24 protein-coding genes are annotated in these 22,628 nt (G+C 67.5%); 5 read left to right on the top strand and 19 right to left on the bottom strand.

What is annotated here, in order from left to right; all coding sequences use genetic code 11:
- Nucleotides 1-56: 56 nt before the first annotated feature.
- The 5 genes from AB0I14_RS29370 to AB0I14_RS29350 form a co-directional block, all read right to left on the bottom strand.
- Nucleotides 57-722: a hypothetical protein gene (locus tag AB0I14_RS29370; RefSeq protein ID WP_358029567.1), complete on the bottom strand. Its 666-nt coding sequence runs from the start codon at nucleotides 720-722 to the stop codon at nucleotides 57-59.
- A gap of 10 nt (nucleotides 723-732) precedes the next feature.
- On the bottom strand, nucleotides 733-1,230 hold the full coding sequence (locus AB0I14_RS29365) for a hypothetical protein (RefSeq protein WP_358029565.1): 498 nt from the start codon (nucleotides 1,228-1,230) through the stop codon (nucleotides 733-735).
- Nucleotides 1,231-1,596: 366 nt separating this feature from the next.
- Nucleotides 1,597-2,310, bottom strand: coding sequence for a hypothetical protein (locus tag AB0I14_RS29360; RefSeq protein ID WP_358029562.1), 714 nt, complete (start codon nucleotides 2,308-2,310; stop codon nucleotides 1,597-1,599).
- A 1-nt stretch (nucleotide 2,311) separates the two neighbouring features.
- Nucleotides 2,312-3,136 carry a hypothetical protein gene (locus tag AB0I14_RS29355; protein WP_358029559.1) on the bottom strand — a complete coding sequence of 275 codons (825 nt, stop codon included), beginning with the start codon at nucleotides 3,134-3,136 and terminating at the stop codon, nucleotides 2,312-2,314.
- Nucleotides 3,137-3,161: 25 nt separating this feature from the next.
- A complete protein-coding gene (locus AB0I14_RS29350; RefSeq protein WP_358029557.1) occupies nucleotides 3,162-3,818 on the bottom strand; it encodes a hypothetical protein in 657 nt (218 codons plus the stop codon).
- A gap of 311 nt (nucleotides 3,819-4,129) precedes the next feature.
- Between AB0I14_RS29350 and AB0I14_RS29345 the strand changes: the two genes are divergently transcribed.
- Entirely contained in the window at nucleotides 4,130-4,789 is a 660-nt protein-coding gene (locus tag AB0I14_RS29345) for an amino acid-binding protein (RefSeq protein WP_358029901.1), read from the top strand.
- Nucleotides 4,790-4,824: 35 nt separating this feature from the next.
- Here AB0I14_RS29345 and AB0I14_RS29340 read toward each other — a convergent pair whose 3' ends face one another.
- Nucleotides 4,825-5,796: an IS481 family transposase gene (locus tag AB0I14_RS29340; protein ID WP_358029554.1), complete on the bottom strand. Its 972-nt coding sequence runs from the start codon at nucleotides 5,794-5,796 to the stop codon at nucleotides 4,825-4,827.
- A gap of 100 nt (nucleotides 5,797-5,896) precedes the next feature.
- The gene (gene ligA / locus AB0I14_RS29335; protein WP_358029898.1) at nucleotides 5,897-7,987 is read right to left on the bottom strand and encodes an NAD-dependent DNA ligase LigA; all 2,091 of its coding nucleotides are present in this window, start codon (nucleotides 7,985-7,987) and stop codon (nucleotides 5,897-5,899) included.
- A gap of 80 nt (nucleotides 7,988-8,067) precedes the next feature.
- Here ligA and AB0I14_RS29330 point away from each other — a divergent pair, with 80 nt between their 5' ends.
- Entirely contained in the window at nucleotides 8,068-8,469 is a 402-nt protein-coding gene (locus AB0I14_RS29330) for an MmcQ/YjbR family DNA-binding protein (protein WP_358029551.1), read from the top strand.
- Nucleotides 8,470-8,481: 12 nt separating this feature from the next.
- The gene (locus tag AB0I14_RS29325; protein ID WP_358029548.1) at nucleotides 8,482-10,065 is read left to right on the top strand and encodes a 4-coumarate--CoA ligase family protein; all 1,584 of its coding nucleotides are present in this window, start codon (nucleotides 8,482-8,484) and stop codon (nucleotides 10,063-10,065) included.
- A 5-nt stretch (nucleotides 10,066-10,070) separates the two neighbouring features.
- Here the strand turns inward: AB0I14_RS29325 and AB0I14_RS29320 are convergent, their stop codons facing one another.
- From AB0I14_RS29320 to AB0I14_RS29265, 12 genes are all read right to left on the bottom strand, one after another.
- Nucleotides 10,071-10,403, bottom strand: coding sequence for a metalloregulator ArsR/SmtB family transcription factor (locus tag AB0I14_RS29320; RefSeq protein ID WP_358029545.1), 333 nt, complete (start codon nucleotides 10,401-10,403; stop codon nucleotides 10,071-10,073).
- Nucleotides 10,400-10,894: an SRPBCC family protein gene (locus AB0I14_RS29315; protein WP_358029543.1), complete on the bottom strand. Its 495-nt coding sequence runs from the start codon at nucleotides 10,892-10,894 to the stop codon at nucleotides 10,400-10,402. The genes AB0I14_RS29320 and AB0I14_RS29315 overlap by 4 nt, the downstream gene beginning before the upstream one ends.
- A gap of 69 nt (nucleotides 10,895-10,963) precedes the next feature.
- Nucleotides 10,964-11,974, bottom strand: a complete 1,011-nt coding sequence (locus tag AB0I14_RS29310) for a methionine synthase (protein ID WP_358029541.1) — start codon at nucleotides 11,972-11,974, stop codon at nucleotides 10,964-10,966.
- Nucleotides 11,971-13,041, bottom strand: coding sequence for a tRNA 2-thiouridine(34) synthase MnmA (gene mnmA / locus AB0I14_RS29305; RefSeq protein WP_358029538.1), 1,071 nt, complete (start codon nucleotides 13,039-13,041; stop codon nucleotides 11,971-11,973). The genes AB0I14_RS29310 and mnmA overlap by 4 nt, the downstream gene beginning before the upstream one ends.
- Nucleotides 13,038-14,252, bottom strand: coding sequence for a cysteine desulfurase family protein (locus tag AB0I14_RS29300; RefSeq protein ID WP_358029536.1), 1,215 nt, complete (start codon nucleotides 14,250-14,252; stop codon nucleotides 13,038-13,040). The genes mnmA and AB0I14_RS29300 overlap by 4 nt, the downstream gene beginning before the upstream one ends.
- Before the next feature lie 47 nt (nucleotides 14,253-14,299).
- Nucleotides 14,300-15,142 (bottom strand): lysophospholipid acyltransferase family protein, encoded by an 843-nt coding sequence (locus AB0I14_RS29295; RefSeq protein ID WP_358029535.1) that lies wholly within the window; start codon nucleotides 15,140-15,142, stop codon nucleotides 14,300-14,302.
- On the bottom strand, nucleotides 15,139-15,999 hold the full coding sequence (locus AB0I14_RS29290) for a GNAT family N-acyltransferase (protein WP_358029533.1): 861 nt from the start codon (nucleotides 15,997-15,999) through the stop codon (nucleotides 15,139-15,141). The genes AB0I14_RS29295 and AB0I14_RS29290 overlap by 4 nt, the downstream gene beginning before the upstream one ends.
- 88 nt (nucleotides 16,000-16,087) lie before the next feature.
- The gene (locus tag AB0I14_RS29285) at nucleotides 16,088-16,747 is read right to left on the bottom strand and encodes a nitroreductase (RefSeq protein WP_358029531.1); all 660 of its coding nucleotides are present in this window, start codon (nucleotides 16,745-16,747) and stop codon (nucleotides 16,088-16,090) included.
- Nucleotides 16,747-17,157, bottom strand: coding sequence for a cupin domain-containing protein (locus AB0I14_RS29280; RefSeq protein ID WP_064931371.1), 411 nt, complete (start codon nucleotides 17,155-17,157; stop codon nucleotides 16,747-16,749). Before AB0I14_RS29280 ends, AB0I14_RS29285 begins: the two co-directional genes overlap by 1 nt.
- Nucleotide 17,158: 1 nt before the next feature.
- On the bottom strand, nucleotides 17,159-17,902 hold the full coding sequence (locus AB0I14_RS29275; protein WP_358029529.1) for an SDR family oxidoreductase: 744 nt from the start codon (nucleotides 17,900-17,902) through the stop codon (nucleotides 17,159-17,161).
- Between the two features lie 285 nt (nucleotides 17,903-18,187).
- The gene (locus AB0I14_RS29270) at nucleotides 18,188-19,144 is read right to left on the bottom strand and encodes an electron transfer flavoprotein subunit alpha/FixB family protein (RefSeq protein WP_358029527.1); all 957 of its coding nucleotides are present in this window, start codon (nucleotides 19,142-19,144) and stop codon (nucleotides 18,188-18,190) included.
- A gap of 22 nt (nucleotides 19,145-19,166) precedes the next feature.
- Nucleotides 19,167-19,958 (bottom strand): electron transfer flavoprotein subunit beta/FixA family protein, encoded by a 792-nt coding sequence (locus AB0I14_RS29265; protein ID WP_358029524.1) that lies wholly within the window; start codon nucleotides 19,956-19,958, stop codon nucleotides 19,167-19,169.
- A 229-nt stretch (nucleotides 19,959-20,187) separates the two neighbouring features.
- Here AB0I14_RS29265 and AB0I14_RS29260 point away from each other — a divergent pair, with 229 nt between their 5' ends.
- On the top strand, nucleotides 20,188-20,973 hold the full coding sequence (locus AB0I14_RS29260; protein ID WP_358029522.1) for a class I SAM-dependent methyltransferase: 786 nt from the start codon (nucleotides 20,188-20,190) through the stop codon (nucleotides 20,971-20,973).
- A gap of 107 nt (nucleotides 20,974-21,080) precedes the next feature.
- On the top strand, nucleotides 21,081-22,577 hold the full coding sequence (locus tag AB0I14_RS29255) for a glycoside hydrolase family 57 protein (RefSeq protein ID WP_358029895.1): 1,497 nt from the start codon (nucleotides 21,081-21,083) through the stop codon (nucleotides 22,575-22,577).
- Nucleotides 22,578-22,628 lie beyond the last annotated feature (51 nt).

Genomic DNA, 22,628 nt, shown 5'->3' with positions numbered 1-22,628 from the left:
GCCTAGTCAAAGCACCGGAGGTGCCACACAGCGGCAGCACCCGACGTGGTGTGGTGCTACAGCGTGCGCTTGACCGCCACGACCTTGAATGTCGCCGACTTCAGCTTTTCGACAGTCGATTTGTCGGACACCGCCCTGAACGCAGTCTTCTTCTGGATGGCGTGCGGCCCCAGGAGTGCTCCGGCACCCGAGTCGGTGGCGATCTGGACGCCACTGCTGTCGAATGCACCGAGCGTGACGAAGAAGCTTCGTACCGTGTCAGTTTTGTTGGTCAGCGTGATGGGCAACTCGGCTGTTCCCGACGGGGTGACAGCGACCTCGCCGAAATCCACCTGCAGTTCATTCGCGAGGACGTCCTCGACATCCTCGTTGAAAAACCCTTCATCGCGGGCCGCTGAGGAACCCGCCGGATCCGGGGCTGTCGCCGGGGGCACGAGCGCCGGCACCACGAGCATGACAACGCTGACGGCAACCGCGAGTGCAGATATCACCGTGCCCGCGACAGCGGGCAGCGGGTGCGCCGCGGCAGTGCGGAGCAGAGCCACGATGCCTGCGGCAACGCCGATACCGGCCACCACGGTGGCTGCCGGAACCAGTGAGAACAGGGCCAGCGCCATGCCGATCAATCCGGCGACGATCGCGGCAGCCGACCACAGATGCGGTGTGCTGCCACCGGGATTCGGGCCTGCCGGTGCAGCGGGAATCGGAGTCGGGGTGTACATCGTCTACCTCTCAGATACCCGGGGCGTGGACACCGATGACCCGGAAGTTGGCGCCCTTGAGCTTCTCAGCTCGTTCCTGGCTCACCGGCCCGGTGAACATCTCGATGTCCTGCGAGGCACCCGGAACCATATCCATGACAGTCCGGTCGGCCTGGATCTGATTGTCGGACTCGCCCTCATAGGCGCCGATCGACAACGTGAACTGTCCGGCGACTGCAGATTTGCTCGTCACCTTCACCTTCAAACGATTGTTCGTGACTCGATCCGCGTAGCCGTCAGCGGCGGGCGTGAAATCGAACTCATAGGTGCCGATCTCGACGTCAAGTCCGTTGCTGGTAGCCGAGGCGCCCTCGGGTCCGCCGTACACGAAACTCATGACGATCGCCGCCACAATCGCCAGCACAGACAGACCGCCGCCCAGCGCGACCGGAAGTGCTGATTCGTCGCGTACCCGTTCACGCCGCAGCCAGCCGATGACAGCGGCGACAATCCCGAAAATGCCGGCCACGACGCCAACCCAACCGGCCGGTGGCGGTGCGAAGGCAAGCGCTATCCCACACACCGCGACGACAACCGAAACCAGTGGCCAAATCCGCCGCCAACCAGTGTCACCGCCAGGAATGCCAGGTGGTGGGCCGTAGCCTGCCGGCGGAGCTCCGTATCCCATCGGTGCGGGCTGCGGCGTCGCGCCGTACATCGGCGGGGGCGCTCCGTAACCCCAGGAAGGATCGAGACCGGGTCCCGAGGTTCCGGGATGCGGTGGGAACTGTTGCCCCCCAACGCCACCTGCGGGTGGATATCCGGGCGAATTTCCCCATCGGCCTGGTCCGGTCATCGGATTGCTTCCCAACTGTCGATGCGCGTTTCGTCGCGGCTAGTTCGGTTCACGCGACCCCGCCTCGATCACTCGGAAGGTCGCATTCTTGATCCGGATGTAGTCCACAGGTTGCCCGGAACCGTCAAAAGCCGTGGCTTTCTTCGTCTGCCCAGCATTCAGCGTCTCCTCGATCGAAGAGCTCGCCAACTGGGCGTTTCCTTCGAAGGCCCCGATCAGCACATAGAACGTCCGCGCTTCCTTCAGTCGATTCCTCACGCTGACCGACAACTCACCCGTTTTCTCGGTCGACATCACGAAGTCCCCTATCGTCACCTCGAGCTCGTCGGCGAGCACTTTCTGCGTGTTCGGCCTGCCCGCACTCGGGGCCGCCGTCTGCACTGCGGGCGTCTCGACCGCATCACCCGAACCTGAGTAGACGATGGTCATGACGATGCCCATGATGAGGGCAAGTGCTGAGGTGACAGTGCCGATCGCAGCAAGGCTCGGCCCGTCGGTTCCCCGGCGCACCAGAGCGACGATGCCGACCGTCAGTCCGGCGATACCGGCCACCGCCGCAATCAAACCGACGTAATAGGGCACAAACGCCAGCAGAAGTGCACCTACACCGAAGAACACGGAAATGACCGCCAGCGGCGACCCGGCACCGTGGGTCTGCCGCGGCGCTGACTCTGTTTGTCCGTGCGTGAGGGGTGGATAGGCGCCGAAACCGCTTCCGAATTCCGGCGGCTGCCCGCCGAACGGTCCCGTCACGTCAGACCTTCCAACCCCGGGCGGTGACAACCTTGAACTCTGCCGACTTGAGCTTCTCGGCGACTGCGGGATCGGTCTCGAAGGTGAAATAGTCCACCGTGGTGGTGGCGTTGGCTTCCAACGTCCCCGGACTACCGCCCTTACCAAAAAATTTGCCACCGATCTGGGTGTGCTCGTCGGCGAATGCCGCGATGTCGACCGAGAAGTTGCGGGCGTCGTTCAGCTTGTTGTGGAACGTGACCGGCATTCGGGTGGTCCTGACCCGGTCACCGCTGCCGTCGAGCGTGTACTCGAAGGCCCCGAATGTCACTTCGAGTTCGTCTCGCAAGATCTTGCTGGTCGCGTCGCCGCCGGCCGCCGCCGTCGACGGGGCGGGTGAGCTCCCAGCGTGCGAATTGACCTGAACCAGGACCGAACTGACCGCAAGGACAATGGCAACACCGGCCGCCACCAGGCCGGAAATCGCCAGTGCGGGAACCTCTTCCCGATCGCGATGAGCCTGGCGCATCCCGATGATCCCGGCGGCAAGACCTGCCAAGCCGATGGCCGCCCCGATCAGACCGAGCCAGAACGGTGCACCGCTGTAAAACGGAACCAATACGAGTGCAACACCGACCATTCCGACCACCGCGGACAGAATGGGCCACAGCGCACCGCCCGAGTTGGCTCGCGGCGGCAACTGCTGACCCACCGGCGGCGGTGCCGCCAACCCCGCATCGGGATGTCCGCCCTGATGTCCAAGGCCCTGACCACCCGCCCCGAACGGATCACCGAACGGCGAACCGAACCCGCCGCCGCCGGACGGCTGTTGCCCGAAACCCGTCATCGCGCACCCCTTGGCATGTCCGTCATCACGAGCAACTGGCCTTCGCCACTTCAAATGTCCCGCCCTTCAGGCGATCTGCCTTGCTGCGCGGAATACTGGACGGAGCCGAGAATCCGAACACGTTCTCGCGCGCCGTGGTACCGGGGCTGAGTGTCACCTGCACCCCGAGTCCGGGATAGACCTCAGCTCCCGCGCTGTCGAGCGCGCGCACGGTGAAGATGCAAAAGCGGGCGATGTCCCGTTTGCTGACGATCGTCATCTCAGCCACCGGATGCTGTGCATTGGGGTCGCCGCCATCGTCGCTGTACGGACCGAAACTGACCGCAACCTCGTCGGTGAGGACCGATTGGATATCGCGGTTGTACTTGGGGATCGCCGTCGCCGGGCCCAACTTCTTTGATGTCGTTGTCTTCGGGGCCGACGGCGACGTTGACGCTGCGGGTGACGGTGTGGGTGACCGGTAGAAACCGAAGAACATCACCGCTGCCACTGCCATCGCCAGCACCGACACCACAATCCCGGTGATTGCGCTGCCCGCGCCGCGCCCCTCGCGCCCAGCGGCCTGCACTCCCAGGACGCCCGCGACGATGCCGAAGATCCCGAGGGGAATTGCGAGGAATCCGATACCCGCGGGAAAGAACGCCACGGCCAGGGCACAGAGTCCGGCGAACAACGCAGTCAACGGCCATCGGGACCCAGGCGGCCGCGGCGATGGCGACGCTTCCGGCGGCGTACCGAAAGGCTCGAATGTGCCTCCGAATGAGCCGTTGTCGGCGGGCCAACCGCTTCCCCACTGCGTCATCGCGCGACAAGCCCCCCCGGATCACGGTTGAAAGTTCACTGGGAATACCCCTGCAAGGATCGTAGCCACACATGGACCAGGGCCATGACGCCAATGTCAATCCCGATCGGCCACTCGAACTCACCGTCCGGCGAGGGCTCAGCCCGCCCACCGGCATGCCCCGGCGGGCCCGCTGTGCAAAGGTGATGCGCGTGCCTTCGTATCTGCTGCGGGTCCAGCTGGAGGACCGACCAGGCAGCCTCGGCTCTCTCGCCGTGGCGCTCGGGTCGGTCGGCGCCGACATCCTGTCGCTCGACGTCGTCGAGCGCGGAACCGGCTACGCGATCGACGATCTGGTCGTCGACCTGCCGCCGGGCTCCATGCCGGACACCTTGATCACCGCCGCCGAGAACCTGTCCGGCGTCTACGTCGACAGCATCCGCCCCCACATCGGACTGCTCGAGGCGCACCGCGAGCTCGAGTTGATCGACCATGTCGCGGCCGCACGTTCCAAGGCTGACCGGCTGCGGGTGCTCGCCGAGGAAGCGCCCCGGGTTCTGCGCGTCAGCTGGTGTGTCGTGGTCCGATCCACCGCAACCGGGGTGGAGCGCATCGCCGGGAGTCACGGCGCTCCCGAGACGCAGGCCCAGTCGGCGCCGTGGTTGCCGTTGCAGCAGGCCGCCGCGCTCGACGGCACCGAGGACTGGGTGCCGCAGGTGTGGCGCGACATGGACACCACACTGGCCGCCGCGCCGTTGGGCGACCACGACACCGCGGTCGTGCTGGGCCGCCCCGGCGGTCCGGGATTCCGGCCCTCGGAGGTGGCCCGGCTGGGTTACCTCGCCGGGATCGTCGCCACGATCCTGCGCTGAGACGCCGGCGCCCGGCGGCTAGCTGTACTCGGCAGTCAGGTTGGTGACAGTCGGCTGATCGGGGCTTTGCCTCCGATTGCTGAGTGGCGGCGTCGATTGTTGTAGTAGTTGAGCCAGGGGGCAAGGGCGGCGCTGCGTTCGTCGTTGGTGATGAACACCTGCCGGTAGGCCCATTCGGTCTGCAGAGTGCGATTGAAGCGCTCCACCTTCCCGTTCTGCCATGGGCAGTGTGGCTTGATGAAGACGTGCTTGGCTCCGAGCGCGGCGATGACGGCGGCGACGTCATTGGACCGTTTGTAGCTGAAGTGGTTGTCGGTGATGACGCGTTCGACGGTGATGCCCTGGTCGGCGAAGTACGCTGCGGCGCGGGCCAGGAAGGCCCCGCAGGTCGCGCCCTTCTCGTCGGGCAGGATCTCCGAGTAGGCCAGCCGAGAGTGATCGTCGATGGCGGAATGGACGAAGTCGAACCCGATTCGAGCCTTCTTGTGAGCGGAGGTGTGGCCCATCTGCTTGCCGTGCGCCTTCCATCCGCCGCCGTCGGGAATGCGGCCAATCTTCTTGACGTCCATGTGAATCAACTCGCCGGGACGCGCCCGTTCATACCGTAGGGCGGTTGCCTTGGAGGCGCGGATGACCTCACCGGTCAGCGGATCGCAGTCGCGCAAGTACGCGACCTGGTGTCGGCGCAGGATCGCGCTGACGGTGCGGGCCGGCACCCCCAGCTCGGCACCGATCCAGTCCTGTCCACGACGGGACGTGCGACGTAGTTCGACCACGGCGCTCTCCACGGGTGCTGCGGTGCGGCCCGGGCATTGGTGCGGGCGCGAGGACCGGTTGAGCAGGCCCGCCGGACCCTCGACGAGATAGCGATTCAGCCACCGATACGCGCATTGCCGCGAGACGCCGAGTTCCGCGGCGACATGGGCGGGCTTGCGACCGCAGATCAGGATTCGATCGACCAACAGTTGACGGCCATGAACGGTCAATCGGGCATTAGCGTGGTGCAAGAGGACCTCCGTGTGAGTAGAGACGTCAGACATCTCCACTAAGCCCGGAGGTCCTCCCTTTTCACACCGAAACCGTCAACAACGTCCCTGCCGGGTACAGCTAGCTCTCGCCGGTTGCCGCCTCGTCCGGCGCCGCCTGCGGCCCTTCGGCCAGCAGGGTCCGGAAGCCGTCCTCGTCGAGGATCGGGACCCCGAGTTCCACCGCCTTGTCGTACTTCGATCCGGGCGCATCCCCGGCGACGACGTAGGCCGTCTTCTTCGACACCGAGCTGGCGGCCTTGCCGCCGCGGCTGATGATGGCTTCCTTGGCCTCATCCCGGGAGAACCCGGGCAGTGACCCCGTCACCACGATCGACAGGCCTTCGAGCGTGCGCTCGATGCTGGCGTCGCGCTCGTCGGCCATCCGGACCCCGGCAACGCGCCACTTGTCCACGATGGCGCGGTGCCAATCGACGGTGAACCAGTCGACCACCGCGGCGGCGATCGTCGGGCCCACCCCTTCCACGGCTGCGAGCTGCTCCTCCGACGCTGCGACGATGGCGTCCAGGCTGGCGAACTCGGTGGCCAGCGCGCGTGCCGCGGTGGGCCCGACATGGCGGATGGACAACGCCACCAGCACCCGCCACAGCGGCTGCGCCTTGGCCTTGTCCAGATTGGCCAGCAGCCGTTTGCCGTTGGCGGACAGTTCGCCGGCCTTGGTGGTGAACAGGTCGGTGCGCAACAGCTCGTCGGCGGTCAAGGTGAACAGATCGCCTTCGTCGGCGATCACACCCGCCTGCAGCAACGCGGTGGCCGCCTCGTAGCCGAGCCCCTCGATGTCGAACGCGCCGCGGCCCGCGACGTGAAACACCCTCTCCCGCAACTGCGCCGGGCAACTGCGGGTGTTCGGGCAACGGATGTCCGCGTCGCCCTCCTTGGCCGGGGCCAGCACCGTGCCGCACTCGGGGCAGTTGGTCGGCATGACGAATGCATGCTCGGATCCGTCACGCAGGTCGACCACCGGACCGAGCACCTCGGGGATGACGTCGCCGGCTTTGCGGATCACCACGGTGTCGCCGATCAGCACCCCCTTGCGCTGAACTTCGGTCGCGTTGTGCAGCGTGGCCAGGCCGACGGTCGAGCCGGCCACCTTGACCGGCTCCATGTACGCGAACGGCGTGACCCGACCGGTCCGCCCCACACTCACCCGGATGTCGAGCAGCTTCGTGGTGGCCTCTTCCGGTGGGTACTTGTAGGCCACCGCCCAGCGCGGGGCGCGCGATGTCGCCCCGAGCCGACGCTGCAGCGCCACCTCGTCGACTTTGACCACGAGGCCGTCGATCTCGTGCTCGACCTCATGGCGGTGCTCACCCCAGTAGACGATGCGCTCGGCGACCGCCGCAACGCCGGAAACCTTTGCGGTGTGCGTGGATACCGGCAGACCCCATTCACCGAGCGCCCGATAGGCGTCGTGCAGCGATGCCGGTGTGAAGCCCTCGGAATAACCGAGCCCGTGGCAGATCATCCGCAACCGGCGGCGCGCGGTGACCGCGGGATTCTTCTGGCGCAGCGAGCCGGCCGCGCTGTTGCGTGGATTGGCGAACGGCGGCTTACCTTCGGCGACCAACCCGGCGTTGAGATCCTCGAAATCGGCGACCCGGAAGAAGACCTCACCACGCACTTCCAACACGTCGGGCACCGGGAACTCGTCGGAGGCGGTCAACTGCTCGGGGATGTCCTCGATGGTGCGAGCATTGAGCGTCACGTCCTCACCGCTGCGTCCGTCGCCGCGGGTCGCGGCCCGAACCAGCCGGCCGTTGCGGTAGACGAGCGCCAGCGCGACGCCGTCGATCTTGAGCTCGCACAGGTAGTGCGCGGCGTCGCCCGTCTCCCCGCTGATCCGGGCTGCCCAGGCGGTGAGCTCGTCGGTATCGAACACGTTGTCCAGGGACAGCATCCGTTCCAGATGCTCGGCCGGGGCGAATTCGGTGGCGAACCCGGCGCCGCCGACCAGCTGCGTCGGGGAATCAGGGGTCCGCAGCTCGGGATGCTCCTCCTCGAGCGCCTGTAGCTGCCGCAACAGCACGTCGAAATCGGTATCGGAAATGATCGGGGCGTCTTTGACGTAGTAGCGGAACTGATGACCACGGACCTCTTCGGCCAGTTCCTGCCACTGCCGGCGGACGTCGGAATCGGGCTGCTGAGGCAGCACGGCGTCGGCATCTCGGGTTGGCTTCTCGATCACTCTGGCAGGCTAGCGGAGCCGTCTGACGTCCCCACTAACCTTGGGGCATGCCGCACCCGATCATGTTCAGCGACGACGACCTGGGCCTGGCCGAACTCCGCACCGTTGCCCTGGGATTTCCCGAGGCCTTCGAGAAGATCTCGTGGGGCCGTCCGGTGTTCTGCGCGCCGAAGATGTTCGCCATGTACGGCGGCAACGTCAAACCCGAGGGCCGCGGCGAGATGGCGCCGTATCCGCATTCGCTGCTGATCAAGGTCGACGAGAGCGATCGACGGGCACTCGAACAGGACAGTCGTTTCTTCTTCCCGGCCTACATGGGCCCCTTCGGGTGGCTCGGTCTGGACTTCACTGCGGCGAAGATAGATTGGGTCGAGGTCCGCGAACTCATCGACGCCTCGTTCCGTCTGATCGCGTCGCGCCGGCTCATCAAACAACTCGACGAGAACTGATCGGAAGAAGCCATGAGTTTTGCCAGCCCATTCCCCGACGTCGACCTGCCGACCGTCAGCGTCTACGACTACCTTTTCGCCGACCTGTCGCCGGCCGACGCCGGCCGGATCGCCCTGGTGGACGCCAATTCTGGTACCGAGACCAGCTACGGCGACCTGGTGAGCCGGATCGACGCGTTCGCCGGCGGGCTGGCGGCACGCGGGATCGGTATCGGGGACGTGGTGGCGCTGCTGTCCCCCAACAGTTCAGGTTTCGCGATCGCCTTTCACGGCATCCTGCGCGCGGGCGCCACCGCCACCACGGTCAACGCGCTGTTCACCCCGCGTGACACCACCAAGCAACTGAAGGATTCGAACGCCCGCCTGCTGGTCACCGTGAGCGCGCTGCTGCCGCAGGCGTTGGAGGGAGCAGCAGGCGCCGGTCTTACCGAGGACCAGGTGGTCGTGCTCGACGGCCCCGACTCCGACGCCGTCGGCTCTGCAGGCCCGGCACCCGATGTGAGTTTTGATCCGGCCACCCACTTGGCCGCGCTCCCGTACAGCTCGGGCACCACGGCCAACCCCAAGGGCGTCATGCTGACCCACGCCAACCTGACGGCCAACGTGGCACAGATCCGCCCGCTGCAGGGCTTGACCGCCGATGACCGGCTGTTGGCCGTGCTGCCGTTCTTCCACATCTACGGCATGACGGTGCTGCTCAACGCTGCTCTGCACGCGCGCGCCCGCCTGGTCATCATGCCGTCGTTCGATCTCGGTGAATTCCTGGGCAACATCGCCAACCACCGGTGCACGTTCGTCTACATCGCCCCTCCGGTGGCCGTCGCCCTGGCCAAGCACCCACTCGTCGATTCCTACGACCTGTCCTCGCTGCGGGCCGTGTTGTCCGGCGCGGCATCGCTCGATGCCGACCTCGGCCGCGCCGTGGCAGATCGGTTGGACTGCACCGTGTCTCAGGGCTACGGCATGAGCGAATTGAGCCCGGTCAGCCACATCACCCCGGACGATCTCGGCCTGGCGTCGGTCGGCACAGCCGCGCCGCTGGACTCGTGCGGCTGGACCGTTCCCAACGGTGTGAGCAAGCTGGTGGACCCCGATACCGGCAATGAAATCGGGATCCCGGCAGAGGGTTTGAGCGAAACCGGCGAACTGTGGTTCAAGGGGCCCAACGTGATGGCCGGCTACCTCGGCAATGAAGCGGCCACCCGCGAGACCATCGACGCCGACGGGTTCCTGCACACCGGAGATCTGGCCCAGGTCGATTCCCACGGCTGCGTCTACGTCGTCGACCGGCTGAAGGAGCTCATCAAGTACAAGGGCTACCAGGTGCCACCGGCCGAACTCGAGGCCGTGCTACTGGGCCATCCCGGTATCGCCGATGCCGCGGTAATCGGGGTGCAGGACAGCGAGTCCGGCGAGGAAGTGCCGAAAGCCTTTGTCGTCAAACAACCTTCATCGGAGTTGAGCGCCGATGAAGTGATGGCGTTCGTGGCCGGTCTGGTGGCGCCCTATAAGAAGGTGCGGCAGGTCGAATTCATCGACGCGATCCCCAAGTCGTCCGCCGGCAAGATCCTGCGGCGGGAGCTGCGAGGCAAGTAGCCCCGTCAGTCCTCGACGTAGGCCCGCAAGCGGTCGATCGCCGTGTCCCAGCGCTGCGACAGTGCCGTCAGGTAGTCGCTGGCCTGCACCAGCGGTTCGGGCTGGATCCGCCAGATGCGCTCGCGCCCTTTGCGATCACTGGTCACCAAACCCACCGCCTCCAGTAGCAGCAAGTGCTTGGTCGCGGCCTGACGCGTCACCGGAATCACCTGCGTCAGTTGCACTGTCGAACACGGACCGCCCTCACAGAGCCGCGTGACGATGCGCAAGCGGTTGGGATCGCCGAGCGCGTCGAAAAACGGTGACAGCGGTTCGGTCGAACCGACGGCGGCCGTCACACCGACTCGCCGATCGCGAGATACTTGCGCACCATCTCGGCCTGGTGAGCCCAGCCCTCGCTGTTCGCCTCGAATGCCGACTTCCGTCGCGCCGCGGGGATCTCGTCGAATCCCGATTCCACGATGCGCAGCAGTACCCCGCCATCAGCCTCGGCCAGGGTGAACTCCACCAGGGTGGTAGGCGCCTCCGGTTCGCGGGAGCCGGGTTCGACGGCATAGGGGTGCCAGCGGAAGGCTAACCGGTGCGGTGGCTCGACCGCCACGATGTGCCAGGCGTCTGCCTCACCGGCGTAGGGCTCCTGCATGGCGGCGACCTTGTCGTCGACCTCGGTCGGGGTCATCACCCCGTTCACCGATGCCCCCGCAACGAACGGCCCATCGAAACGCACCCCGAACCAGCGCCCGAACTCGTCGGCGTTGCTGATCGCCCGCCACACCCGGTCCAGCGGGGCCTTGAGCAGAACTTCTTTTTCGATACGGTCGGTACTCATATGCAACCTTTCAGTTGCCCTTTAGCCTAGAGCCAGGCCCGACAAAGAGCAACCTTTTGGTTGCTTTTACTAGATGGCCTCGGGATCTTCGGCGAAGGCGTCAGCGGCCTTCTGCGTGAGCTCCACCGCGGTGCGCGCCCACTGCGCGGTGGCGCCGGCCAGCCCACACGCCGGCGTGATGCCGATGCGGTCACGCAGGACAGCCCGGGCGAACCCGAGACGGTCCGTCAGCGCCACCGTCGCTTTGGCGACCTCCTCGGCCGAGGGCCTGCCCTCGGGCGCCGTCGAGGGCACCGCGCCGAGCAACACCGTCCGCCCCGAGTCGACGAACTCCCCAATTCCGTCCAGGTCCGCCGGCGTCAAGGTCGAGATGTCGGCCGAAACAGCGTGAACGGCGCTGCGCAACAATGTCTTCCACGGCAGTTCGGCCGCGCAGCTGTGCAGCGCCACCTCGGAGCCGGCCGCCGCCACACACGCGTCGATCAGGTTCATCGCCAATGGCTCGTCCACCGGATGCACCGGGGTGAAACTGGTGACCCCGGACAGCCGCCCCGCCAGCGCGGCAGGCAGCGACGGCTCGTCGAGCTGCACCACCACCGGAGTCTCCAACCGGCGGGCCACCTCGGCGCGATGGATCGCCAGCCCTTCGGCGAGTGAAGCCGAAAGGTCCCGCAGCGCACCGTGATCGGTGATGGCGCGATGCCCGTTGGGCAGTTCCAGCTGCGCCGCGAGTGTGATGGGGCCGGGCGCCTGCACCTTGACGGCACGCCCACTACCCCGAAGCCCGGCGCGCTCCCAGGCTTCTTCCAGCGCGTCGATGTCCTCGCCGAGCAGGCTCACCGCCCGGCGCAGCGCCGCGCTGCGACCCTGGGCCATGCGGTACCCGCGCGGCACGGTGTCGATCCCGATGTCTACCAACAGCGCCCCGGCCCGCCCGATGAGGTCGGCGCCGATCCCGCGGGCCGGCAGCTCCACGAGGTGCGACAGGGTGTGCAGTTCACCGACGACGACTTCCGCTGCGGCCCGCGGTTCTGTGCCCGGCCAGGATCCGATGCCGGTGGCCGCCGCGAAAACGCTCACGTGCGCGCGATGGTCGCGCTGGCGATGACCTCGTCGCCCTCGGCGTCGGGACGGTACAGCACCATGGTCTGGCCGGGCGCGACCCCGCGCAGCGGTGCGCGCAGAGACACCACCAGCCTGCCGTCGCGCAGTTCGGCCACCGCGTCGGTGATGCCGCCGTGCGCGCGCACCTGAATCTGGCATTCCACCGGCCCCTGCAGCGCGGTGCCACCGGTGAATACCGGCTTGTCGCCGAACAGCTCCCGCACCTCAAGGTCCTCGGCGGACCCGACCCGCACCGTGCCCGTCTCGGCATCGATCGCGGTGACGTAGCGCGGTCGACCGTCGGCCCCCGGTCCCGGGATACCCAGACCCTTGCGCTGCCCGATCGTGAAGCCGTGCACGCCTTCGTGTTCGGCGAGCACGGTGCCATCGTTGTCGAGCACCGCGCCGGGCCGGATGCCGATGCGGGCACCCAGGAACGCCTGGGTGTCCCCCGACGGGATGAAGCAGATGTCATGGCTGTCAGGCTTTTTCGCGACCGCCAGGCCACGCTCGGCGGCCTCGGCCCGGATCTGCGGCTTGGGCGTGTCACCGATCGGGAAGATCGCGTGGGCCAGCTGCTCGGCCGTCAGCACACCCAGCACGTAGGACTGGTCCTTGTCGGCGTCGACGGCGCGTCGCAACCGGCCATCGGCCAGCCGCGCGTAGTGACCGGTGGCCACCGCATCGAAACCGAGCGCCAGGGCGCGGGCCGCCAGCGCGGAGAACTTGATCCGCTCATTGCACCGGACACAGGGGTTCGGGGTCTCGCCGCGGGCGTAGGACTCGACGAAGTCGTCGATCACGTCGTCCTTGAACCGGTCGGCGAAATCCCATACATAGAACGGGATATCGAGGATATCGGCCACCCGGCGGGCATCGCCCGCGTCTTCCTTGGAGCAGCACCCCCGGGATCCGGTGCGCAACGTGCCGGGCGCCGACGAGAGCGCCATGTGCACTCCGACGACATCGTGACCGGCGTCGACCATCCGGGCAGCGGCCACCGAGGAATCCACGCCGCCGCTCATCGCGACCAGGACTCTCATGAGAAGGTCCTCCCCGCGCTGGCCAGCGCGGCCTCCCGGGCCCGCTCGACCGCGGCGGGCAGCACGTCGAGTACGGCATCGACATCGGCGTCGGTACTGGTGTGCCCCAACGAGAATCGCAGCGATCCCCGGGCGGTGGCCGGGTCGGCACCCATGGCGATCAGGACATGCGACGGCTGCGCCACGCCGGCCGTACACGCCGAGCCGGTGGAGCATTCGACACCCTTGGCATCGAGCAGCATTAGAAGCGAATCACCTTCGCAGCCACGAAAAGTGAAGTGTGTGTTGGCGGGTAACCGGCCGGCTCCCCTGGGTCCGTTCAGGTAGGCGTCCTCGATCGCGGACAGCACACCGTCGATCAGCCTGTCCCGCAACGCCTGCACCCGGGAACTGTGCTCGGCCAACCCACCGATGGCCACCTCGGCGGCGGCTGCCATCGCCACGGCACCGGCCACATCGGGCGTCCCGGAACGGACGTCACGCTCCTGTCCGCCGCCGTGCAGCAAGGGCACGCAGGCGGTGTCACGACGGAGTACCAGCGCGCCGACGCCCATCGGGCCGCCGAACTTGTGCGCCGCGACGCTCATCGCCGACAGCCCGGTCGCGGCAAAATCGACGGGGACCTGGCCGACAGCCTGGATGGCGTCGCTGTGCATCGGGATGCCGAACTCTGCCGCAATGGAAGCCAGCTCGGCGATCGGCATGATCGAGCCGACTTCGTTGTTGGCCCACATGATGCTCACCAGGGCCACGTCGGCGGGACCGTCGCCACCCTCGAGCACCGAACGCAGGGACTCGGGTGCGACGACGCCCTCGGCGTCGACCGGGAGCCAGGTCACCTCGGCGTCCTCGTGGTCGACCAACCACTGCACGGCGTCGAGAACCGCGTGATGCTCGACGGCGGTGGTGATGATCCGGCGCCGCTTCGGCTCGGCATCGCGGCGGGCCCAGTAGATGCCCTTGACGGCGAGGTTGTCGCTCTCGGTACCACCGGCGGTGAAGATCACCTCCGAGGGGCGGCAGCCGAGCAGGCGCGCCAGGGTCTCGCGGGCCTCCTCCATCCGGCGCCGGGCCAGGCGCCCCGAACCGTGCAGCGAGGAGGCATTGCCCACGCTGGCCAGCGCAGCCGTCATCGCTTCAAGGGCGGCTGGGTGCATCGGGGTGGTGGCGGCGTGATCGAGATAGACCGGCCTGCCCGCGGAGGAGCTCATAACCTCTCCAGGATAGCCGCTGGCAGACGACCCGCTCTCCAGCCGCCTCAGGCCACCAGAACGTGCGCGGGAGCGCCAGGCAGCTCCTGGTGGCCGCGCACCACCGCCTCGCAGCGCCCGGCCAGCGCCCGTCGGTCGTCTCCGGGCAGCTGCAACGACCCGACATGGACGTGGCACACGGTGCGACGTGCGGTGATGACTCGTCGTATCGACCGCAGCAGCGTGTCCTCTCCCACGAACGACGGGATGGTCGACGGCCGGCCGTCGCGGTGCCGGTAGTTCAGCCGCAACGGCTGCACCGGACGGGCCGCGTCGATCGCGGCCTGGAACATCGCCGGCCGAAACGGTCCGTAGGCCAGCCCGCACCAGGTGGTGCCCTCCGGGAAGGCCACCACGGTGTGCCCGGCGCGGAGCCGCTCGGCGACGGTGTTCACCACCGCGGGCAGCCGGCGCAGGCTGCCCCGGTCGATCGGGATCACCTTCATCACCCGGGCCAGCCGGCCCACCGCGGGCCATTCGACCAGGTCGGCACGGGCCACGAACGAACCGGGCAACACCGCACCGATCGTGAAGATATCCAGCCATGACACGTGGCCACTGACCACGAGTACACCTTTCAGGTTGCGAATAGGTCCGCCCGACAACGCGATTCGGACTCCGAAGCAACGCAGCATCAACCGGCAGTAGAACCGCTGCACGTGGGAGCGGCCCGGCATCGGCACCGCCAGCAGCGGTACCCCGGGCGCCAGGACAACGGCCATGACCACCCGAACCGTGGTGCGGATCCAGACCACGAGCCGGCGGCCGGCGTCGGCGCCGCCGGCATGTACGCAACTGCCGTCGCACGATGCCTTGGGCAGCCAGGAATGCTCACACGAGGCGGTGGTCATGATGCGTCCCCGGCCGTCCCGTCGGCCATGTCGGCGGCTGCCGAGACCGAGCGCAGGCGCTTGAGGTAGCGGACGTCAGCGCGGCGTTTGTCCAGCAGGGCCGGGAAATCCCCCACTCCGAAGTCGGGGTCGTGGGCGGGTTCCCCGCACACCTGCGCACCGAGGCGCAGATAGCCGCGCATCAGCGGCGGCATCGTGGTCCGCGACGGCGGGTCGATGTCATCGAGCCCTCTGCCGTCCAGCACCACCGGCCGGTACGGGTACACCGTGTGTTCCTCTGGCGCCGCGTGGCGGCGCCGCACGAAGTCACGGACCCCGCGGATCTGCGTTCCCGGCGGGCCGTCGGCGTTGCCTGCGACGGGCACGGAGACACAGCCCGTCACGTAGTCGTACCCCGAGCGGTCGAGGTAGGCCAGGATGCCCGCCCACATCAGCAGGACGACGGCTCCGTTGCGGTGATCGGTCCGCACCACCGCACGGCCCATCTCGACCAGGGACGGCCGCAGCGCGTCGAGACCGCGTACATCGAACTCGGTGGCGGTGTACAGCCCGCCCGCGGCGATGGCGCCCGGCGGCGGCAGCATCCGGTAGCAGCCCACCAGCTCACCGGTGCGGTCCTCGCGTACCAGCAGGTGGTCGCAGTGCTCGTCGAACCGGTCGGCATCCAGACCAGACGAGCGTCCATCGACGTCTTCGCTCAGCGCGAATCCGGGTTCGGAGGTGAACACGTCGTGCCGGAGCCGCTGGGCGGCTTCGATGAGTTCGGGGTCGGCGGACAGCAGGAGGGTGTAGCGGGGCGCTTCGGGCGCCGCGCTGTCGGTGTGATCAGCGGCGATGAGTACAGATGCAGTGCTCATAACCAGCACGGTCGCCCAGTCGGGTCTCCATACGGCATCGCCCATATGACATGTCTGTGAGCGCCAGGTGACTTTTTGGACTGCCTGGTCAGGCGTCGAGGAACACCACGTTCTCACTGATCGGGTCGCGGGGGGTGTCCAGGTTGTTGGCGGGGAAATCCGGGTCCGCGTAGCCGATCGACAGCCCGCACAGGACCGTCAGATCGTCCGGGATGCCGAGTTGTTCACGCAGTACGTCCGGATAGAACGAGATCGACACCTGCACGCAACTGCCGATGCCCCGTTCGTTCAACGCCAGCAGCAGGGTCTGCAGGAACATCCCGACCCCCACCGCGTCGACGTTTGTGAAATCTCGATGCATGCACACCACCCCGGCGACGGGGGCGTGGAAGAACTCCCAGTTGCGGCGCTGGGCCGCCCAGCGTCCCTCGGCGTCGTCGCGGGCGATCCCCATGGCTCCGTAGACCAGAGCCCCGCTTTCCCGCCGCCGGTGGGCGAACTGCGGCGGCAGACCTGCGGAGCCGACCGCCGGCGGTGCGGCCTCCACCGCGGCGAGCAGCGCGTCCACCAATCGGACGCGCCGCTCACCGGTGGCGAAGAAGACGTGCCACGGCTGCGTGTTGGAGTTCGACGGCGCCCGGATCGCCAGTGCGAGTGCTTCATCGAGCAGCTCTCGCGGAACAGGCTTGTCCGGCAAGAACATCCGTGATGACCGACGCGACCGGACGACGTCCCCGAACTCGGCCATTACCGGACTCGCCGGTCCTTTCGGGCCTCCAGTTCGTCGTCCTCGACGATGACGAGCATCGGTTCGCCGGGCACACACAGCATATTGACGAGGAATCGCAGCGGGACGTCGTCGCGATTGTTGGCGTCCGAGTAGTGGATGACGTCACCGCCAGGTTCCCAGAAGGCCTCCCCCGCCTTGACCACCCGCGGCGCCTCACCCTCCAACTCGAAGAGCATCTCGCCCTCCAGCACGTAGCCGAAGGCGGGGCCGGCCGGATGCCGGTGTGGCGGCGCCCCGGGCGACCCGGCGGGCCACTCGATGATCGTCGTCATCACCTCGGCATTCGGCGGGATGAACGGCGGTGTCGCGGTGGCGATCACCGTCATTGCGTCATGGAGGGCTTTCTCCTGCTCCGCTGTGACCGGCATTTCAGTGCGCTCCGATCCATGCAGCCCAACGGGTTTCACCGAGGATCCCGTCGTCGCCGGTCACCAGGCTGTTGTCGTCGACGGCGGTACCGAAGTACGTCGCCTGCGGATCGACCACGACCGGCTTGTCGTCGCCCTGCTCGACCAGTACCGCACGCGCCATGTCGGCGAACGAGAATTTGTCGGGCCCACCGATGTTGACGATCCCGTTGAGCGGAGCGCCCTGAGCCACCTTGGCCACCTCACCGGCGACGTCGTCGACCGAGATCAGCTGAATCCGCGCGTCGGGGACCCGCACCTCGTCGCCCACCACCAGCGATCCCGTGATGGCCTCGGCGAACTCCTGGAACTGCGTGGCCCGCACGATCGAGTACGGCAGTCCGGACTCGGTGATGTTCTTCTCCTGGGCCACCTTGGCCCGCATGTAGCCGCTGTCCGGCAGGCCGTCCGCCCCCACGATCGACAACGCGACGTAGTGCCCCACACCGGTCTCCTTGGCGGCGGCCGCCAGGTTGCGCGAGGACGCGGTGAAGAAGTCCATCACCGGACCGTCGTCGAACGAAGGCGAGTTGACCACGTCGACGAGTGCGTCGGCGCCGCTGAGCGCCTCCACCAGCCCCTCGCCGGTGAGAACATTGGCGCCCGACGAAAGAGAGGCTGCGACCACGTCGTGCCCGGCCTCGGTGAGCAACCGCACCACCCGCGAGCCGATCTGGCCGCTGGCACCTATGACTGTGATTTTCATTGTGCGAATCCCTTTCTCTGGCGTGCTGACTGAACCAACACTGGCACCGCATGCCGAGATTCAAACCCTGGAAAGTCCGTAGTCGGGACGGCCGGTCACACCGCCACCGTGCCGCACCACCGCCTTCTCACGCGAGAGTGGACCTCGGGCTCGAGCGCTACTCCAGCCTGACACCCGGCGCACGTTGTGTGCGTCCGTTTCCCCCACACAGTTGGCCCCCAGAAACCACAGAACCCCGCCGCACCGAGGTGCACCGGGGTTCTGCGTTGACGTCTTGGGGGAAAACTATCCCTTGCGGGCCTTGACCGCCTCGGTCAGCTGCGGGCTGACCTTGAACAGGTCCCCGACGATGCCGAGGTCGGCGATCTCGAAGATCGGCGCTTCCTCGTCCTTGTTCACCGCGATGATCGTCTTCGACGTCTGCATGCCGGCGCGGTGCTGGATCGCACCGGAGATGCCCAGGGCGATGTACAGCTGCGGCGACACGGTCTTACCGGTCTGGCCGACCTGGAACTGGCCCGGGTAGTAACCCGAGTCGACCGCGGCGCGGGAGGCGCCGACGGCACCGCCCAGCGAGTCGGCCAGCTCCTCGACGACCGAGAAGCTCTCGGCGCTGCCGACACCACGGCCACCGGCGACCACGACACTGGCCTCGGTGAGCTCGGGGCGGTCACCGGCAACGGCGGGCTCGCGCTTGGTGATCTTGGTCGCGTTCTCGGCCTGGGCCGGGACCTCGACGTTGACGACCTCGCCTGCACCGTCGGCCGGAGCGGCCTCGATGGCACCCGGACGCACCGTGATCACCGGGGTGTCACTGGTGACCTGGGCCTCGACGGTGAAGGCACCACCGAAGATGGAGTGGATACCCACTGCACCCTCGCGGACCTCGACCGCGTCGATCAGCAGGCCCGAGCCGATGCGCGCGGCCAGGCGGGCGGCGATTTCCTTGCCGTCAGCGGTGGCAGCGACGACGACGGCGGCGGGGGCGGCCGACTCGGCCAGCCCGGCGAGCACGTCGACGACGGGCGTGACCAGGTAGTTCTCCGCGTCGTCAGACTCAGCGACGTAGATCTTGGCGGCGCCGGCGGCCTTCAGGCCGTCGACCAGCGGGGCCGCGGTGCCCGGCTTGCCCACCACGACAGCGGCAGGCTCACCCAGCACACGGGCGGCGGTGATGAGCTCGGCGCTGACCTTCTTCAATGCGCCTTCGGAGTGCTCAGCGAGCACAAGTACTTCAGCCATGAGTTCTCGTTATGTCTTTCTGCTAGATCAGCTTCTGCGCGACCAGGTACTCGGCGATCTTCGTGCCGCCGTCGCCCTCGTCGGTCACCTTTTCACCGGCGGTCTTCGGCGGCTTCGGGGTCGAAGACAGCACCTTGGAACCGGCATTGGCGACGCCGACCTCATCGGCTTCCACGCCGATCTCGGCGAGGGTGAGCACGGTGACTTCCTTCTTCTTCGCGGCCATGATGCCCTTGAAGGAGGGGAAGCGGGGCTCGTTGATCTTCTCGTTGACGCTGACCACGGCCGGAAGCGTTGCCTCGAGGCTGAACACGCCCTCGTCGGTCTCACGCTCGGCGGTGACCTTGCCGCCTTCGACGGTCAGCTTGCGCACGTGGGTGAGCTGCGGCAGACCGAGGTACTCGGCGATCACGGCCGGGACTGCGCCGCCGACACCGTCGGTGGCCTCGTTACCGGCGATGACCAGCTCGGTGCCCTCGATGGTGCCCAGCGCGCGGGCCAGCGCCCACCCGGTCTGGATCACGTCGGAGCCGTGCAGGCCGTCGTCCTTGAGGTGCACAGCCTTGTCGGCACCCATGGACAGCGCCTTGCGGATCGCCTCGGTGGCGCGCTCCGGGCCGGCGGTCAGCACGGTGACAGTGCTGTCTCCGCCGTCACGCTCCTTGATCAACAGCGCCTCTTCCACGGCGCGCTCGTTGATCTCGTCGAGCACGGCGTCGGCAGCCTCACGGTCGAGGGTGAAATCGCCGTCGGACAGCTTGCGCTCCGACCAAGTGTCTGGGACCTGTTTGATCAGGACCACGATGTTCGTCATGACTCTGGTTCGTCCTCCTCGATGAGACCGGTGGACCGGGCTCATATCACGTTCTAGGCAACTAGCATCATGTTACCGGTCGGTAACTTTTGATGGTTCGCAGGAACACCATAGCTGGTCGAACTTTGTATTCCGGCCTCCCCTACCACACCCCTGAGGTATGGGAACCGTTGGTTGATTCACCACCGACCCCGTCAACCTGGGTAAGCCTGGGTTAGCCTGCCTTCCAATGAGCGCTTATGTGGAAGACCCGGACGGCGCCCTATCTGGGGCCCTACCCCTGACCGGCGAGCGGACCATCCCCGGCCTGGCCGAGGAGAATTACTGGTTTCGCCGTCATGAGGTGGTGTACCAGCGATTGGCCGGCCGGTGCGTCGATCGTGAGGTCCTGGAGGCCGGCTGCGGTGAGGGCTACGGCGCCGACCTGATCGCCGACGTCGCGCGTCGCGTCGTCGCGCTGGACTACGACGAGGCGACGGTGGCACACGTGCGTGCCCGCTATCCCCGCGTGGACATCAAGCACGGCAACCTTGCCGAGCTACCCCTGGCCGACCAGTCGGTCGACGTCGTGGTCAACTTCCAGGTCATCGAACATCTTTGGGATCAGGGCCAATTCGTCTCCGAGTGTTTCCGGGTGCTGCGGCCCGGCGGCGTGTTCCTGGTCTCCACCCCCAACCGCATCACCTTCTCCCCCGGTCGGGACACCCCGCTCAACCCGTTCCACACCCGTGAGCTCAACGCCGCGGAGCTCACCGAACTGCTGCTCGACGCCGGATTCACGGTCGAGTCGATGCTCGGGGTATTTCACGGTGCCGGGCTGGCCGAGCTCGACGCCCGGCACGGCGGCTCGATCATCGAGGCGCAGGTGCAGCGTGCCGTCGCCGACGCGCCGTGGCCCGAGCAGCTGCTCGCCGACGTCGCCGCGGTGAGCATCGACGACTTCGATCTGACGTCCGCCGACGACCGGAACATCGATGACAGCCTCGACCTGGTGGCAATCGCGGTGCGGCCGTGACCTCGAATCCCGAGCCCGAGCCGGTACCCCGGCCCTATGTCGCCGGCGATCCGGCTCCCCGGCCCGATGTCGCCGGCGATCCGGCTCCGGGGTTATTCACGCTCGTCCTGCACACCCACCTGCCCTGGCTGGCCCATCACGGCCGCTGGCCGGTCGGCGAGGAATGGCTCTACCAGTCCTGGGCCGCGGCATACCTGCCGCTGATGCGCGTGCTGCGCGGCCTGGCCGCCGAGGATCGCAGCCACCTGATCACCCTCGGCATGACGCCGGTGGTCACCGCCCAGCTCGATGACCCCTACTGCCTCACGGGGATGCACCACTGGCTGGCCAACTGGCAGCTGCGCGCCCAGGAGGCCACTACGCTGCGCGAGCAACAAGACTTGCGGCAGTTCGGGATTCGCGAATACGCCGAAGCCGGTGCGGCCATCGATGAGTTCGCCACCCACTGGCGTCACGGCGCCAGCGGGCTGCTGCGCCGGCTGATCGACGCCGAGACCATCGAACTGCTCGGCGGCCCGCTCTCGCATCCGTTCCAGCCGCTGCTCAACCCGCGGCTGCGTGAGTTCGCGCTGCGCGAAGGCCTGGCCGATGCGCAGCAACGGTTCGGGCACACCCCCGTCGGCATCTGGGCGCCCGAGTGCGCCTACGCGCCCGGCATGGAAACCGGTTACGCCGCGGCCGGTGTCGGCCATTTCATGGTGGACGGCCCGTCCCTGCACGGTGACACGGCGCTGGGCCGGCCCGTCGGCGAGTCCGACGTGGTGGCCTTCGGCCGCGACCTGCAGGTCAGCTACCGCGTGTGGTCGCCGAAGTCGGGCTATCCCGGTCACGCCGCCTACCGCGATTTCCACACGTACGACCACACCACCGGCCTCAAACCGTCCCGCGTGACCGGTCGCAATGTCCCGTCGGAGGAGAAGGCGCCCTACGATCCGCAGCGCGCCGACCGCGCGATCGACGAGCACGTCGCCGATTTCGTCGCGGTGGTCCGCCGCCGGCTGATCAACGAGAGCGAACGGATCGGCCGCCCGGCACACGTGGTGGCCGCGTTCGACACCGAGCTGTTCGGGCACTGGTGGTACGAGGGTCCGGAGTGGCTGGGCCGGGTACTGCGGGCACTGCCCGAGGCAGGCGTGCGGGTGGGAACCCTCGCGGACGCCAAGGCCCAGGGTTTCGTCGGTGCCCCCGTGGAATTGCCGCCCAGCTCATGGGGTTCGGGCAAGAACTGGCAGGTCTGGAACGGCGAGAAGGTGGCCGATCTGGTACAGCTCAACAGCGAGGTGGTCGACGGCGCCCTGAGCACCGTGGACAAGGCACTCACCCAGCACGCCGCGGTCGGTGCGCCAACCCCGCGCGACCGGGTGGCCGATCAGATCCTGCGGGAGACCCTGTTGACGGTGTCCAGCGACTGGCCGTTCATGGTGAGCAAGGATTCGGCGGCCGAATACGCGCGGTACCGCGCTCACCTGCACGCCCACGCGACCCGCGAGATCTCCGACGCACTGGCCTCGGGCCGGCGCGACCATGCCGAACGCCTGGCCGACGGCTGGAACAAGGCCGACGGCCTGTTCGGCGCCCTCGACGCCCGGCGTCTGCCAAAATGACCATCAGCGCGAGCGTGCGTGTCTGCCGCTCGACACCCCGCCAATCCTCAG

Origin of the sequence: Mycobacterium sp. NPDC050441 (assembly GCF_040655355.1) — a bacterium.
Lineage (GTDB): Bacteria > Actinomycetota > Actinomycetes > Mycobacteriales > Mycobacteriaceae > Mycobacterium.
Note: the sequence above shows the minus strand (reverse complement) of the source record. Positions and strands in the feature narration are given on the sequence as shown.